This window comes from Paraburkholderia sp. GAS38 (genome assembly GCF_050434965.1).
In the GTDB taxonomy this organism is placed as follows: domain Bacteria; phylum Pseudomonadota; class Gammaproteobacteria; order Burkholderiales; family Burkholderiaceae; genus Paraburkholderia; species Paraburkholderia phenazinium_A.
Genome location: NZ_JBNDJO010000015.1, coordinates 41,894 through 55,699 on the forward strand (window position 1 = coordinate 41,894; position 13,806 = coordinate 55,699).

Annotated in this window: 13 protein-coding genes; 10 read left to right on the top strand and 3 right to left on the bottom strand. The window is 63.1% G+C overall.

The window, feature by feature from the left end; all coding sequences use genetic code 11:
- Positions 1-94: 94 nt before the first annotated feature.
- Positions 95-1,138: an L-glyceraldehyde 3-phosphate reductase gene (gene mgrA / locus P3T42_RS29035; RefSeq protein ID WP_074301070.1), complete on the bottom strand. Its 1,044-nt coding sequence runs from the start codon at positions 1,136-1,138 to the stop codon at positions 95-97.
- A gap of 280 nt (positions 1,139-1,418) precedes the next feature.
- Between mgrA and P3T42_RS29040 the strand changes: the two genes are divergently transcribed.
- Entirely contained in the window at positions 1,419-1,625 is a 207-nt protein-coding gene (locus P3T42_RS29040) for a DUF3185 family protein (RefSeq protein ID WP_074301071.1), read from the top strand.
- 45 nt (positions 1,626-1,670) lie between these two features.
- On the opposite strand, the gene P3T42_RS29045 is transcribed toward P3T42_RS29040, so the two are convergent.
- Complete coding sequence (locus P3T42_RS29045) at positions 1,671-2,432, bottom strand: phytanoyl-CoA dioxygenase family protein (protein ID WP_074301072.1); 762 nt, start codon at positions 2,430-2,432, stop codon at positions 1,671-1,673.
- 405 nt (positions 2,433-2,837) lie between these two features.
- Here P3T42_RS29045 and P3T42_RS29050 point away from each other — a divergent pair, with 405 nt between their 5' ends.
- The gene (locus tag P3T42_RS29050) at positions 2,838-3,191 is read left to right on the top strand and encodes a hypothetical protein (protein ID WP_074301073.1); all 354 of its coding nucleotides are present in this window, start codon (positions 2,838-2,840) and stop codon (positions 3,189-3,191) included.
- A gap of 270 nt (positions 3,192-3,461) precedes the next feature.
- The gene (locus tag P3T42_RS29055) at positions 3,462-4,964 is read left to right on the top strand and encodes a Fic family protein (protein ID WP_429307996.1); all 1,503 of its coding nucleotides are present in this window, start codon (positions 3,462-3,464) and stop codon (positions 4,962-4,964) included.
- Between the two features lie 129 nt (positions 4,965-5,093).
- Here P3T42_RS29055 and metK read toward each other — a convergent pair whose 3' ends face one another.
- Complete coding sequence (gene metK, locus P3T42_RS29060) at positions 5,094-6,281, bottom strand: methionine adenosyltransferase (protein ID WP_074301075.1); 1,188 nt, start codon at positions 6,279-6,281, stop codon at positions 5,094-5,096.
- Positions 6,282-6,557: 276 nt separating this feature from the next.
- On the opposite strand from metK, the gene P3T42_RS29065 reads away from it, so the two are divergent.
- The 7 genes from P3T42_RS29065 (at position 6,558) to dksA (ending at position 13,804) form a co-directional block, all read left to right on the top strand.
- Positions 6,558-7,442 (top strand): lipid A biosynthesis lauroyl acyltransferase, encoded by an 885-nt coding sequence (locus P3T42_RS29065; protein ID WP_074301076.1) that lies wholly within the window; start codon positions 6,558-6,560, stop codon positions 7,440-7,442.
- A gap of 112 nt (positions 7,443-7,554) precedes the next feature.
- Complete coding sequence (gene dapF, locus P3T42_RS29070; RefSeq protein WP_429307997.1) at positions 7,555-8,418, top strand: diaminopimelate epimerase; 864 nt, start codon at positions 7,555-7,557, stop codon at positions 8,416-8,418.
- A gap of 109 nt (positions 8,419-8,527) precedes the next feature.
- Positions 8,528-9,241 carry a DUF484 family protein gene (locus P3T42_RS29075; RefSeq protein WP_074301078.1) on the top strand — a complete coding sequence of 238 codons (714 nt, stop codon included), beginning with the start codon at positions 8,528-8,530 and terminating at the stop codon, positions 9,239-9,241.
- Between the two features lie 32 nt (positions 9,242-9,273).
- Entirely contained in the window at positions 9,274-10,197 is a 924-nt protein-coding gene (xerC, locus tag P3T42_RS29080; RefSeq protein WP_074301079.1) for a tyrosine recombinase XerC, read from the top strand.
- A gap of 91 nt (positions 10,198-10,288) precedes the next feature.
- The gene (locus tag P3T42_RS29085; RefSeq protein ID WP_074301080.1) at positions 10,289-11,491 is read left to right on the top strand and encodes a class I SAM-dependent rRNA methyltransferase; all 1,203 of its coding nucleotides are present in this window, start codon (positions 10,289-10,291) and stop codon (positions 11,489-11,491) included.
- 193 nt (positions 11,492-11,684) lie between these two features.
- On the top strand, positions 11,685-12,773 hold the full coding sequence (locus P3T42_RS29090) for a CobW family GTP-binding protein (RefSeq protein WP_429307998.1): 1,089 nt from the start codon (positions 11,685-11,687) through the stop codon (positions 12,771-12,773).
- Between the two features lie 611 nt (positions 12,774-13,384).
- Positions 13,385-13,804: an RNA polymerase-binding protein DksA gene (gene dksA, locus P3T42_RS29095; protein WP_074301082.1), complete on the top strand. Its 420-nt coding sequence runs from the start codon at positions 13,385-13,387 to the stop codon at positions 13,802-13,804.
- The last annotated feature ends 2 nt before the right edge of the window (positions 13,805-13,806 follow it).

A 13,806-nucleotide genomic window follows, 5' to 3' on the forward strand; every position in this document is an offset into this window, starting at 1 on the left:
GTGGCACAACGGGTGACGCGAGACCCACGCCCAAAAAGGAAAGCCGCCTTACGGCGGCTTTCCTGACATCGCTCCGACGGGTACGCCGTCAGCTTTAGATGGCCTGATCCGTGGACGGCTTCTCCCACAGGTTGACGCCGCCCTCGGTCGCATAGCGGTCGATCTCCGCCAGCTCTTCCTTCGAGAACTCGAGGTTCTTCAACGCACCGACGTTTTCACGCACCTGCTCGGCCTTGCTCGCGCCGATCAGCGCCGAAGTAATGCGTCCACCACGCAGCGTCCACGCGAGCGCCATCTGCGCGAGACTCTGACCGCGACGTTGGGCAATCTCGTTGAGCTTGCGCACATGCTCGATGTTCTGCGCGCTGAGGTGGTCCTGCTTCAGCGAACCGCCGCCCGGCTTGTTGACGCGCGCATCGTCCGGTACGCCGTTCAGATATTTGCCGGTCAACAGGCCTTGCGCGAGCGGCGTGAAGGCGATGCTGCCCGTGCCGAGATCTTCGAGCGTGTCGAGCAGCTCGTGCTCGACCCAGCGGTTCAGCAGGTTGTAGGCCGGCTGATGGATCAGCAGCGGCACTTTGTATTCGGCGAGCAGCTTCGCCATCTCGCGCGTCTTGGCGGCCGAGTACGACGAGATGCCGATGTACAGCGCCTTGCCCTGCTGCACGGCGCTCGCCAGTGCGCCGGCGGTTTCTTCGAGCGGCGTGTCGGCGTCGAAACGATGCGAATAGAAGATGTCCACGTACTCGAGCCCCATGCGTTGCAGGCTCTGATCCAGACTTGCGAGGATGTACTTACGCGAGCCGCCGCCCTGGCCGTACGGACCCGGCCACATGTCCCAACCGGCCTTCGACGAGATCAGCAGTTCGTCGCGGTACGGTTTGAAGTCGTCCTTGAACAGACGCCCGAAGTTCGTTTCAGCACTGCCGTACGGCGGCCCGTAGTTGTTCGCCAGGTCGAAGTGCGTGATGCCGAGATCGAACGCGGTACGCAGGATTTCGCGTTGCGTGGAGAGCGGTGTCGTATCGCCGAAGTTGTGCCACAGGCCCAGTGAGAGCGCCGGTAGTTTGAGGCCCGACTTGCCGCAAACGCGGTACTGCATGTCCGAATAGCGTGCTGAAGCTGCTTCGTAAGCCATTGCTTGAATCCCTTGATGAAAACGGAAGGAAGAGTCGTCAGGCAGCCGCTGCGCCGATTGCTCGGGCGGCACGGCCGCGTGCGGTTCAGTGCGGGGTGAGACGAGCTCACTATCTTAGCGAATCGTCGAAAGACTTGCTGAGGCCCATTATGCGGGACAGAAGCGAGCGGCGAAGAGGCCTGCCAGGCGATTGAAGCGGCGGCTGGCAACACGGCTGACGCATGGACGCGGCAGCAACCCTCCCCTACACTTCGACGACCCTGTTTATAGGAGGTTTTTCATGACCAAAGCGATTTCGCTCGCATTGATTGTCGGCGGCGTGGTGCTGCTGTACTTCGGCGGCGAGGCGTACCACTCGCTCAGCAGCGACGTGTCGCGCGTGTTCACCGGCTCGCCCTCCAACAAGGCGATTTACCTGATTGCAGGCGGCGTGGTGGCGACGCTCGCAGGCCTGATTGGGATGGCTACATCGAGCGGCAAGCGCTAGGACGCGCGGCAGAGGGCACCCGCCCGGCGGGTGCCCGGCCTTGGTTCAGAAGGCCACTTCGGGCTTCGACGCGGAGCGCGAACCCGGCAGCGGCACGTTGCTCGCACCGTGATAGGTGTACACCAGCGAAAACTTCACGTCGTCGCTGATGTTCTTGCCGGCCGAATGCAGCGTATTGCAGTGGAAAAACACCACATCGCCGGCCTTGAGCTCCGGGGACACAGCCGTCTGGATCAGCGCCTGATTCTCGGGCAAATCGGAGCGGAAGAACTTCGCGTCGTCGAAACGCTCGGAAGTGAACGTCGCACTGTGCGACTGCGGCACGAGCCACAGCGCGCCGTTATCGACGGTTTCCGGGCCGAGCGCGAGCCACACGGAGACCAGATCGTCCCGCTCGAACGACCAGTAACGCACGTCGCGATGCCAGCCGGTCAGACTGCCATAGGCAGGATGCTTGGTCATCATGCAGTTGTGATGGGCGCGCGACAGGCGCGGTTCCTCACCGAAATAGGTTTCCATCCAGCCGCGGATTTCCGGCGCCGTGGCCCACTCGGCGAAGCGCGGGTGGCGCGCATAGGCATCGAGCAGCCGGCGCACCGTATGGCCGCCAGGCGCATGCTTGGACTCCGGCGCGCCCGGATAGCGCAGATCCGCCTCGAACTCGACCGGCGTGGCCGCTTCCTGCAATTGCTGCAGGGCGATCTGCTTCAGTTCGCTGCAGCGCTCGGGCGAAACCAGCCCCGGCACGACGACGAAGCCCCGTTCCCGCAACATCTGAACCTGTTCTTTCTTCGAATGAACTGACATGGGGTATTCCGTTACTTTCTACTGGCTGATGCTCGATTGTAAAACGTGCGCGATCAGCGTGCGGCCTTTGCGGTGCGACAAAGGGGCCGGGTGCACGCGGCAAGGGCGGACATGCACATTTTTCGACCGTCAAGGGACGGATTTCATCTGCGCCGGCGACGGATCTGCCCCGTAAAAACCCGTAAGCCCGAGGGTTAAAACGGACTTTCTGACGTCACGATTCGCGTGTAGCCTGCTCGCATGTTGATTGCAATTCCCGCTGCTTTCCTTAGCGCACGGCCTTTCCAGGCCGCTGCCGCCACTTTCCGGTCCATTTCCGGGCTTGCGCGCCGCTCCCGCTGGCATAGTTGGTGCTGCTTTTTCTAGCACCTCCCGTCGCGCGACACGCTGCCCACCTTTGAAGCCATGCACACTCTCCTGAGCACCCGTCTTACCCGCGCCGCCCTCAAGGCAGCGCGTCCCGCGCGCCGCCATGTCGTGCGCGCGCTGCGCCACCACGCAACCCGTACCCGCGCGCTCGCCGGGCAATGGCGCGACGCCAAACCGGTGGACGGCATCCGCACCTGGTTCCAGACGTTCTTCATCGCACTGCGCACGCAAGCCGGCTCGCGCCGCTTTTCGCTGCGCACGCTGCTGCGCAAGCCTACGCCGTTGCGCGCGCTGCCTGCGCCACGCGTCGCCGCGCCACGCAGCACCAGCCGTCGGCCGCGCCGGATGTCGTTTAGCAGTGAAGGGTGGTTTGGGTTCGCAAGCCGCTGAGGCATGCGTTTAGTGCGATTTTTTGTACTACCCAGTGGCAACCATTGCTTAGAGCTCTCCGATACACCCTCCTATGGTGTCCGCCACGCTAAATAAGCTCGTTCGCGACAAAATCGCGTCCAGCTTAGCGCTTCGGCGACATTTCTCGTCCAGAATCCCAGTTCTTTAGCGGGAAAGCGACGGACCATGTGCCTCAGCACGCCTCGAATTTAGCTGAAAAACGACAAAAGCACTATAATAAAAGCTGAAATACGACACGCGCGGGCGAAAATGAGCGGCTTAAAAGCGGAAAAACGACAGTTCGATGAAGTGCTGTTTGCGACCGGCGACGCTGCATTCGACCGCGACCTCCAACGGCGCGCCAAGAGCGGACTCTTGACGCGAGTCGCCCCGGGTGTCTACGTCGAAGCTGGAGTCGATGAAGAAATCGCAGGGCGAGTTCAGCGGAACTGGCAAAAGCTTGCCGCGCACGCCGTCCCTGGCGGCGTCGTTTCGCATCTCAGCGCGTTCACGCGCGGTATCACAGCGACCAACGAGGTCGTGATATCGCATCCCACGCGCTTCAACCGGCGCATCCGCTATCCCGGCCTCACTCTGGTCTTGCTTAAGGGCCCCGGCCGCCAGCCCGGAGATTTTCCACTTGGATCATTTGACCTGTATTGGTCTTCTTTCGAACGCGCTCTGCTCGAAAATCTAAGCCGTGGCTCTGCGACGACCCGCGCGTCGCACGAGGAGGTGGAGGAGCGCCTCATCAACTGCCTGAACGCAAACAAGGAAACTGGGCTAAACCGGATTCGCGACCGCGCTCGGGAATTGTCCGTTCCATTGGCCGCCGGGGCCAGTTTTGATGTACTCAACAGTATGATCGGGGCGCTGCTGAGCACTCACTCGAAAGGGGCGCTCAAAACCAAGACAGGATTGGCCATCGCTAACGGCACGCCCATTGATACGAACCGCATCAACCTCTTCGGTACCCTCGCGACCGCGCTACGCGTCGCAGTGCTGCCGGATATTGCCGAGGTCGCTGCGCCAGGCAGCGGCCGAATCAATTTCGCGTTCTTCGAGTCGTACTTTTCCAACTACGTAGAGGGGACCAAATTCTCCGTGGAGGAAGCCGAAGGGATCGTCCTGCGCAATAAGATCGTTCCTCAACGACCTAAGGATTCTCACGACATTTTGGGAGTGTTCAATCTCGCCAACAGTACCGACACCAGGGCAGCCGTACCTCCGGTCGGTGACGACTTCGTCGATGTCCTTCAGGAGCGGCATCTGAGAATGCTTGAGCGACGCCCCGAGGCTCGTCCTGGGCAGCTGAAACTCGAATCGAACTATGCGGGCACGACGCAATTCGTACAGCCTTCGCACGTACGCGGAACCCTTGCAGAAGGGTCCCGCCTGGCGCTTGCAGTTCCCGAGGGACTTGCTCGGGCCATCTACTATCTTTTCCTGATTGCCGAAGTTCATCCGTTCGAGGACGGTAACGGCCGCTTGTCGCGATTGATCATGAACGCCGAGCTATCCAGAGTCCAGCGCTGTCGCATCATCATCCCGACGCTGTTCCACCCTCAGTTTGTCGACTGCCTTCGAGTGCCGACACAAGGGCAGCACACGGAGCCGCTAATCAAGGCAATGTCCCGAATGGCAAAGTGGTGCGCCCAATTCGACTACTCGGGCCTTGCCAACCTGATACTGCAAATCAGGGCCACGAACTCGCTGGAAGAATCGCCTGCGGAGTTTCGTCTGTTGAATGCCGACGGTTCCCGGGCAACGTAGCCGGCCTGTCACAGACAACCCGCCGCTCGGCTCAAGCACGTATTCCCGCGACGAAACACGCGTTTCAAATAAAAAAGGACAGGGATTCGCGTCCCTGTCCTTCATTCAAAACCGCCAGACAAACGTGGCTTAAGCCAGCGCAGCCACCGGCTCCGTGCCTGCGGCCTCAGCGAGGACCAGCGCCTTGTCGGTCGCCTCCCACGTGAATTCCGGCTCTTCGCGGCCGAAGTGGCCGTAAGCGGCGCTCTTTTCGTAGATCGGACGCAGCAGGTCCAGCATCTGGATGATGCCCTTCGGACGCAGGTCGAAGTGTTCCTGAACGAGGCGCGTGATCGTTGCATCCGACACACGGCCCGTACCGAACGTGTTGACCATCACCGACGTAGGCTGCGCCACGCCGATCGCATACGACACCTGAATCAGGCAGCGCGACGCGAGACCCGCAGCCACGATGTTCTTCGCGACATAGCGGCCGGCGTAAGCCGCCGAACGGTCGACCTTCGACGGATCCTTGCCCGAGAACGCGCCGCCGCCGTGCGGAGCCGCGCCGCCGTACGTGTCGACGATGATCTTGCGGCCAGTCAGGCCGCAATCGCCTTGCGGGCCGCCAATCACGAACCGGCCGGTCGGGTTGACCAGGAACTTGATGTCGCCCTTGATCAGCTCAGCCGGCAGCGTCGGCTTGATGACTTCTTCGATCACGGCTTCGCGCAGTGTGGACAGCTCGATGTCCGGCGAATGCTGCGTGGACAGCACGACCGTGTCGATTGAATGCGGCTTGCCGTCGACGTAGCGCACGGTGACCTGCGACTTCGCATCCGGACGCAGCCAGGGCAGACGGCCGTCGCGGCGCAGGTTAGCCTGGCGTTCGACCAGACGGTGCGAGAGGTGGATGGGCAGCGGCATCAACTCCGGTGTTTCTTCGCACGCAAAGCCGAACATCAGACCCTGGTCGCCCGCCCCCTGGTCGAGGTTGTTGTCGTGCGCACGGTCCACGCCCTGGGCGATGTCCGGCGACTGCTTGTCGTACGCGACCAGCACCGCGCAACCGCGGTAGTCGATGCCGTAATCGGTGTTGTCGTAGCCGATGCGCTTGATCGTATTGCGCGCGACCTGGATGTAATCGACGTTGGCGGTGGTGGTGATTTCACCGGCCAGCACGACCAGACCCGTGTTGCACAGCGTTTCAGCGGCGACGCGGGAATATTTGTCCTGAGCCAGGATGGCGTCGAGAATCGCGTCCGAGATCTGGTCCGCGACCTTGTCCGGATGGCCTTCGGAAACGGATTCTGAGGTGAAGAGATAGTCGTTTGCCACGTTGCAGACTCCTGTTATGTGGTTACGGTTGAGTTTCACGTAGCCAGCTTCGGAGGCCTGAAGCGGCGACGCTTTAGCGGATTTCCTGACTAGCGGGCGCGTATCGCGTGGATCGCACCTGCCAGCTTCGCCCCGCAAGTTGTCTATTAACTCGGCGAAGGCCTTATTATAGCGACTTCCTACATTTGTCACAGAGTACCCACGCGTGTTGTATTTCGACTCGTTTTCGGTTTCCTTGAGCGCCGCGTCCTCAGGTGCCCGCCGTGGAGCGGCGACATGCTGAGCCGCTTCGGAGCCAAACTCGCCATCGGACTGCTGAAACTGTTTGCGCTTTTGCCCTACGGCCTCATCGCCCGCATCGGCGACGGCCTGGGCTGGCTGCTCTATCAGATCCCCAGCCGGCGCAAGCGCATCGTCCATATCAACCTGAAGCTGTGCTTCCCCGAATGGAGCGACGAGCGCCGTGAAGACGTCGCGCAGAAGCATTTCCGCCACGCCATCCGCAGCTATGTGGAGCGCAGCGTCCAGTGGTTCGGCTCGGCCAGGAAGCTCGAAAAGCTGATTCAGCTCGACAGCGCGATCGACCTCACCGATCCCAACCTGCCGCCCACGCTGTTTCTCGGCTTTCACTTCGTCGGTATCGAGGCGGGCTCGATCTTCCTGAACTATTCGCTCAGGCGCCAATGCGGCTCGCTGTATCAGCCCATGTCGAACCCGGAACTCGAGGCCGTCGCCAAGGCGGCGCGCGCCCGCTTCGGCGCGGACATGGCAAGCCGCGCCGACAGCGCCCGCATGGTGCTGCGCTGGCTGCGCGACAAAAAGCCGGTGATGCTCGGCGCCGACATGGACTACGGCATGCGCAATTCGGCCTTCGTGCCGTTTTTCGGCGTGCCGGCCTGCACGCTGACCGCCGTCGGGCGGCTTGCCAAGGTCGGCCAGGCGCAGGTGGTGCCGTTCATCGGCGAAGTGCTGCCGAACTACAAAGGCTATCGTCTCAAGGTGTTCAAGCCGTGGGACCACTACCCCACCGGCGACGACGAAGCCGACGCGCGCCGCATGAACGCGTTCCTGGAAGAGCAGATTCCGCTGATGCCGGAACAATATTATTGGGTGCACAAGCGCTTCAAGACGCGGCCGCCGGGCGAGCCGAGCGTGTACTGAACGCAACGCGGGAGCCGCCTGGCGGAAATGGCGAGCCCCGCAACACGAAGGATCCCGGCGCAATAAAAACGGCGTTCGGCGCACGTCCGCGCGCGTCCCTTACAATAGCGACATGAGACTGAAATTCACCAAGATGCACGGCGCGGGTAACGACTTTGTCGTGCTCGACGGCTTTACGCAGCCGCTCAAGCTGAGCGCGGAGCAAGTGCGCGCGCTCGCGGACCGGCACTTCGGCGTCGGCGCCGATCAGCTCCTGCTGGTCGAAAGGCCCACCATCGAGGGCGTGGATTTCAGGTACCGCATTTTCAATTGCGACGGCGGCGAGGTCGAGCACTGCGGCAACGGCGCGCGCTGCTTCGTCAAGTTCGTGCGCGACACGCGCCTGACTGACAAGCGCAGCGTGCGCGTCCAGGTGCAAAACGGCGTCATCACGCTGACCATGCAGGACAACGGCGAAGTCACGGTGGATATGGGCGTGCCTGTGTTCGAACCGGACCGCGTGCCGTTCGACGCAAGCCGCCTCGACGGACGCCGCGAGGGTGGCGACACGCTCTGGCCGCTCGAGGTGAACGGCGTCGAACGCTGGATCTCGGTCGTCTCGATGGGCAATCCGCACGCCGTGCAGGTGGTCGAGGACGTCGAGGCGTTTCCGGTGCTGATCGAAGGGCCCATCATTGAACATCATCCGCGCTTCCCGCAACGGGTGAACGCCGGCTTCATACAGATCGTCGCGCGCAACGAGATCAACCTGCGCGTCTACGAGCGCGGCGCCGGCGAGACACTGGCATGCGGCACGGGCGCCTGTGCGGCGGTCGCCGCCGGGATCCGCCGCGGGCTGCTCGATTCGCCGGTGAAGGTGCATACCCATGGCGGCGCGCTGACAATTTCCTGGAATGGCGAACACGACGATGCGCCGCTCCTGATGGCCGGGCCCGCTGCGACCGTATTCGAAGGTGAAATCGAACTGGCCGACTAAGCGGCCACGACGCGTGGCCCGAGGGATGGCCGTACCCAACCAGACACGTGACCGACTGACCCCATTGACCGATGCGCCCGCGTGAGGGCGTAGTCCTTTAGCCGAAACCATGAACGATCGCGAAGTCGCTGAATACCTGCTCGCCAACCCCGAATTCTTCGCCGAACACGCGGAAATGCTCGCGACCATCAAGCTCGCGAATCCGCACGGCAAAGCCGCGGTCTCGCTGCAGGAACGGCAGATGGAAATGCTGCGCGAGAAGAACAAGCATCTCGAACGGCGCCTCGCCGAACTGCTGCGCTACGGGCACGAGAACGACAGCATTGCGTCGAAGTTCAACCGCTGGACCATCCGCGTGATGTCCGAGCGCGATCCGTACGCACTGCCGCGCACCATCGCCAACGGCCTGCGCGATGTGTTCGACGTGCCGCAGGCGGCGCTGCGCGTGTGGGACGTCGCCGAGCCCTACACCCAGGCCGACTTCGCGCGTCAGGTTGGCGAGGAAGTGCGGATCTTCGCGAACAGCCTCACCACACCGTATTGCGGCGCCAATTCCGGCTTCGAAGCGGCGCAATGGCTCGTGCCGGCGGTGACGTCCGTGCCCGCTGAAGGCGCCGAGCCGCAGGAAGGCGGGCATGCCACGGAATCGATCGCGCTGCTCGCGCTGCGCGACCCCGAGGGCAAGGAAGAGACGCCGACTTTCGGCTTGCTGGTGATGGGCTCGTCCGACCCGCGGCGCTTCCACGACGGCATGGCGACCGACTTCCTGACGCAGATCGGCGCCTTGGCCAGCGCGGCGCTCAGCCGCCTGCTGCCGCGCTGAACGGCCGATCCGCCACCCGCCGCCGACCCACTGTGACCACCGCCGATCCGATCGCCGACTACCTGTCGAATCTCGAGCACGAGCGGCGGCTATCGGCGCATACGTTGCGCGGCTACACCCATGAACTGGACGAACTGAAGCGGCTGGCCAAAGGCCGGCCGCTCGAAAGCCTGACCGCCATCGACATCCGCGGCGCGGTTTCGAGAGCCCACGCGGCCGGCATGACGGCGCGTTCGATCAGTCACCGGCTGTCGGCATGGCGGGCCTTCTACCGCTGGCTCGCCGGGCGGGTCGACCTGCCGGCCAATCCGGTTGCGACAGTGCGCGCACCGAAGCAGGCGAAAACGCTGCCCAAGGCGCTCTCGGTCGACGATGCCAACCGGCTGATGGAAGCGCCCGCCGCCGGCACGGCAGAAGGGCTGCGCGATCACGCGATCCTCGAACTGTTCTATTCGTCCGGCTTGCGCCTCGCGGAACTGGTCGGGCTCGACGCCCGCTTCGCCGACACCGGCGGCTACCGTTCCGCCGGCTGGCTCAAGCTCGATTCCGCCGAAGTCGAAGTGCTCGGCAAGGGCAACCGGCGCCGCATTGTGCCCGTGGGCAGCAAGGCGCTCGATGCGCTCAACGCGTGGCTCGCGGTGCGCGGCGAATTCGTCAAGCAAGACCCGCATCCGCTGTTTCTGTCGGCGCGCGGCAACCGGATGTCGCCGAACGTCGTGCGCGAGCGCGTCAAGCGCATGGCGCTGGTCGCCGGCATTCCCGCCAATGTCCATCCGCACGTGCTGCGCCACTCGTTCGCCACCCATGTGCTGCAGTCGAGCGGCGATCTGCGCGCCGTGCAGGAACTGCTGGGGCACGCCAGCATCACCGCCACGCAGGTGTACACCGCGCTCGATTTCCAGCACCTCGCGCACGTCTACGACCAGGCGCATCCGCGCGCCAAAAAACGCGACTGAGACGAACGCTTCTGGTGGGCGTTCGGCGCCCGCTCTCGCCAGTTTCGCCGCCTCGAGCGGCCTATTGTTCTGCTGAATACCTCACGAAGTCATGAATACCGTTACGCTCAAACCGTCGAAAGAAAAGTCGCTGCTGCGCCGCCATCCGTGGGTCTACGCGACCGCCATCGACCGCGTCGACGGGAAGCCGGCCGCCGGCGCTACCGTGCTGGTCCGCTCGCATGACGGCCGTTTTCTGGCGCGCGCCGCCTACAGCCCGCATTCGCAGATTCGCGCGCGGGTCTGGAGCTTCGACGAAGCGGAGCCGATCGACCACGCGTTCTTCAAGCGCCGCGTGCAGCGCGCCATCGAGCATCGTCAGGCGATGGTGCACAACACCGGCGCCGTGCGCCTGATCTTCGGCGAAGCGGATGGCCTGCCGGGCCTGATCGTGGATCACTACGTCGCCGACGACGCCGGCCAGCGCAGCCAGCTCGTCTGCCAGTTCATGGCCGCCGGGGTCGAGGCGTGGAAGGAGGCGATCGTCGCGGCCTTAAGCGCCGCCACCGGCTGCCCGAACGTCTATGAGCGCTCGGACGTGTCGATCCGCGAGAAGGAAGGCCTGGAACAGATCACCGGCGTGCTGGCGGGCGAGCCGCCGTCCGACCCGCTGATCGCCAGCGAAAACGGCGTGCGCTACCACGTCGACGTGCGTAACGGCCACAAGACCGGCTTTTACGTCGATCAGCGCGACAACCGCGCCCTCGTGCAGGAGCTCGCCCAGGATCGCGACGTGCTGAACTGCTTCTGCTACACCGGCGGCTTCTCGCTGGCGGCGCTCAAGGGCGGGGCAAAACGGGTGGTGTCGATCGACTCCTCCGGCGAGGCTCTGGCGCTCGCGCAACAGAACGTCACCGCCAACGGCTTCGACGCCGCCCGCGCCACCTGGCTCGACGCCGACGCGTTCAAGACGCTGCGCCGGCTCCACGAAGAAGGCGAGCGCTTCGACCTGATCGTGCTCGATCCGCCCAAATTCGCGCCGTCGCGCGAACACGTGGACCGCGCCGCGCGGGCCTACAAGGACATCAACCTGACCGGCCTCAAGCTGCTGCGCCCGGGCGGCCTGCTGTTCACCTATTCGTGTTCCGGCGCCATCGACGCGGAGCTGTTCCAGAAGATCGTTGCCGGCGCGGCCGCGGATGCCCGCGTCGACGCCCGCATCCTCAAGCGCCTCGGGGCCGGCGTCGACCATCCGCTGCTCACGGCTTTCCCGGAAGGCGAGTATCTGAAAGGCCTATTGTTGCAAATCGCCTGATCGCCCATAGTTTGAGGGTTATTTCCTGCGCGGCGGGCGGACCGGGTGCCTGAGTGACCTAAGGCCCGCCGTCTGCAGCGGCTTGACAGATATGTTTCAATAACCGATTAGCTCGAACGGCGCAGGCTTATGTCTGCCGCCGCTCCAGGCATTCCGATTCACGCACAGATTCACGCACAAACAGGCGACCACCATGATTCCCGTCACTATCCTGACCGGCTTCCTCGGCAGCGGCAAAACCACCCTGCTCAAGCGCATCCTGAACGAAAAGCACGGCATGAAGATCGCCGTGATCGAGAACGAGTTCGGCGAAGAGAATATCGACAACGAAATCCTCGTGCAGGACGCGAACGAGCAGATCATCCAGATGAGCAACGGCTGCATCTGCTGCACGATCCGCGGCGACCTGGCGCGCGTGCTCGGCGACCTGGCGGCGAAAAAGCGCGCCGGCGAGCTGGATTTCGACCGCGTCGTGATCGAAACCACGGGTCTCGCGAATCCGGGTCCGGTCGCGCAGACGTTCTTCATGGATAACGAGGTCGCCGACGAATTCCTGCTCGACGCGATCATCACGCTGGTCGACGCCAAGCACGCCAACCACCAGCTCGACGAGCACGAAGTGGTGCAGCGCCAGGTCGGTTTCGCCGATCGCCTGTTCATCACCAAGGCCGATCTGGTCGACGAAGCCACGCTGGATGCGCTGCGTCATCGCCTGCTGCACATGAACCCGCGCGCGGCGATCAAGATGGTGAATTTCGGCGAAGCGGACATCAAGGAAATCTTCGACCTGCGCGGCTTCAACCTGAATTCGAAGCTGGAAATCGACCCGGACTTCCTGGCTGAAGACGAGCACGCGCACAGCCACGCCCACGCGCACGACGAGCACGGCCATACGCATGACGACCACGCGAATTGCGACCACGATCATGGCCACTGCGATCACGAAGGCCACGACCACGGCCATCACCACCACGCGCATCACGACGACAAGATCAAGTCGTTCGTCTTCCGCAGCGACCGCCCGTTCGATCCGAACAAGCTCGAGGACTTCCTGGGCGGGATCCTGCAGATCTACGGCGAGCGGCTGCTGCGCTATAAAGGCGTGTTGTACATGAAGGGCGTCGACCGCAAGGTGGTGTTCCAGGGCGTGCATCAGATGATGGGCAGCGATCTGGCCGCCAAATGGCAACCGGTCGAAAAGAAAAACAGCAAGATGGTCTTTATCGGCATCGAATTGCCGCAAGACCTGATTACCGACGGCCTGAGCGCTTGCCTCGTCTGAACGGCCGCCGGCAGGGGCGGCAAGGGTCGCAGAGCCGGGAACGAAGAATGCGTGGGGCTCGAAAAGCCCCCGGTTCTGCCCAAAAGCACCCAGGAAGCACGCAACCTGTGAAAAACGCGTGAAAACCCTGTTGCAGGAATCGTGCACGGGCATCGCTTTTTAGGCGTTCGCGCGTTATATTTTCGGGATAATGGCGTGCCGCGGCCCGGAATAATCCCGGTTGCGGTGACGGATTGTGATTCAGTTACAATACGTGCCCACTGGAGAATGAGAACGATTGCCCGGTCAGCGCGTATCCCGCGCCGGGCCTGACACGGCGCCGGAAAATCTTGTCCGGGAAGCAGCACGCCGACAAGCTGGCTGGCCCACCGCCGCAACAGGCACGCCGCCGGTAAGCAATGCCTCAGGAGCATTTGAAGATCGTTTCCAGAGGAGTTCGGCCCCGCATCGACGCCAGGGCGCCCAGCGCTTAGGCGTCCGGCGCTTCGGCGTCACGACAGCCCACCGTCCGTGTTCGCCGGCGCTCATTGAGCGTTTCACCGCCTTTGCGGGCAACACGAAAGTGCGGGCAACATGTACGAGTTTTGCCTCACATTGAAGAAGCAAGCCAGATGACGACGAAACGACTCTTGACCGAAGCCGAAATCCTGAAGATGAGCGACAAGGATTACATGAATGAGGATCAGCTCGCTTTCTTCAAGAACAAGCTTGAACAGCTGCAGGCGGAGATTCTCCGCAATGCCGGCCAGACGACCGAAAACCTGCGCGAAACCGTGATCGTGCCGGACCCGGCCGATCGCGCGACGATCGAGGAAGAGCATGCGCTGGAACTGCGCACGCGCGACCGCGAACGCAAGCTGCTGAAGAAGGTGCAGCAATCGCTCGCGCGCATCGAATCGGGCGACTACGGCTGGTGCGAAGAAACCGGCGAGCCGATCGGCATTCCGCGTATGCTGGCCCGGCCCACAGCTACCCTGTCGCTCGAAGCGCAGGAACGCCGCGAACTGCGCCAGAAGCTGTTCGGCGACTGAAC

Bases quoted from the DNA above. Each gene is read 5' to 3' on its own strand.
- mgrA (WP_074301070.1), bottom strand. From the start codon at position 1,138: ATGGCTTACGAAGCAGCTTCAGCACGCTATTCGGACATGCAGTACCGC.
- P3T42_RS29040 (WP_074301071.1), top strand. From the start codon at position 1,419: ATGACCAAAGCGATTTCGCTCGCATTGATTGTCGGCGGCGTGGTGCTG.
- P3T42_RS29045 (WP_074301072.1), bottom strand. From the start codon at position 2,432: ATGTCAGTTCATTCGAAGAAAGAACAGGTTCAGATGTTGCGGGAACGG.
- P3T42_RS29050 (WP_074301073.1), top strand. From the start codon at position 2,838: ATGCACACTCTCCTGAGCACCCGTCTTACCCGCGCCGCCCTCAAGGCA.
- P3T42_RS29055 (WP_429307996.1), top strand. From the start codon at position 3,462: ATGAGCGGCTTAAAAGCGGAAAAACGACAGTTCGATGAAGTGCTGTTT.
- P3T42_RS29065 (WP_074301076.1), top strand. From the start codon at position 6,558: ATGCTGAGCCGCTTCGGAGCCAAACTCGCCATCGGACTGCTGAAACTG.
- dapF (WP_429307997.1), top strand. From the start codon at position 7,555: ATGAGACTGAAATTCACCAAGATGCACGGCGCGGGTAACGACTTTGTC.
- P3T42_RS29075 (WP_074301078.1), top strand. From the start codon at position 8,528: ATGAACGATCGCGAAGTCGCTGAATACCTGCTCGCCAACCCCGAATTC.
- P3T42_RS29085 (WP_074301080.1), top strand. From the start codon at position 10,289: ATGAATACCGTTACGCTCAAACCGTCGAAAGAAAAGTCGCTGCTGCGC.
- P3T42_RS29090 (WP_429307998.1), top strand. From the start codon at position 11,685: ATGATTCCCGTCACTATCCTGACCGGCTTCCTCGGCAGCGGCAAAACC.
- dksA (WP_074301082.1), top strand. From the start codon at position 13,385: ATGACGACGAAACGACTCTTGACCGAAGCCGAAATCCTGAAGATGAGC.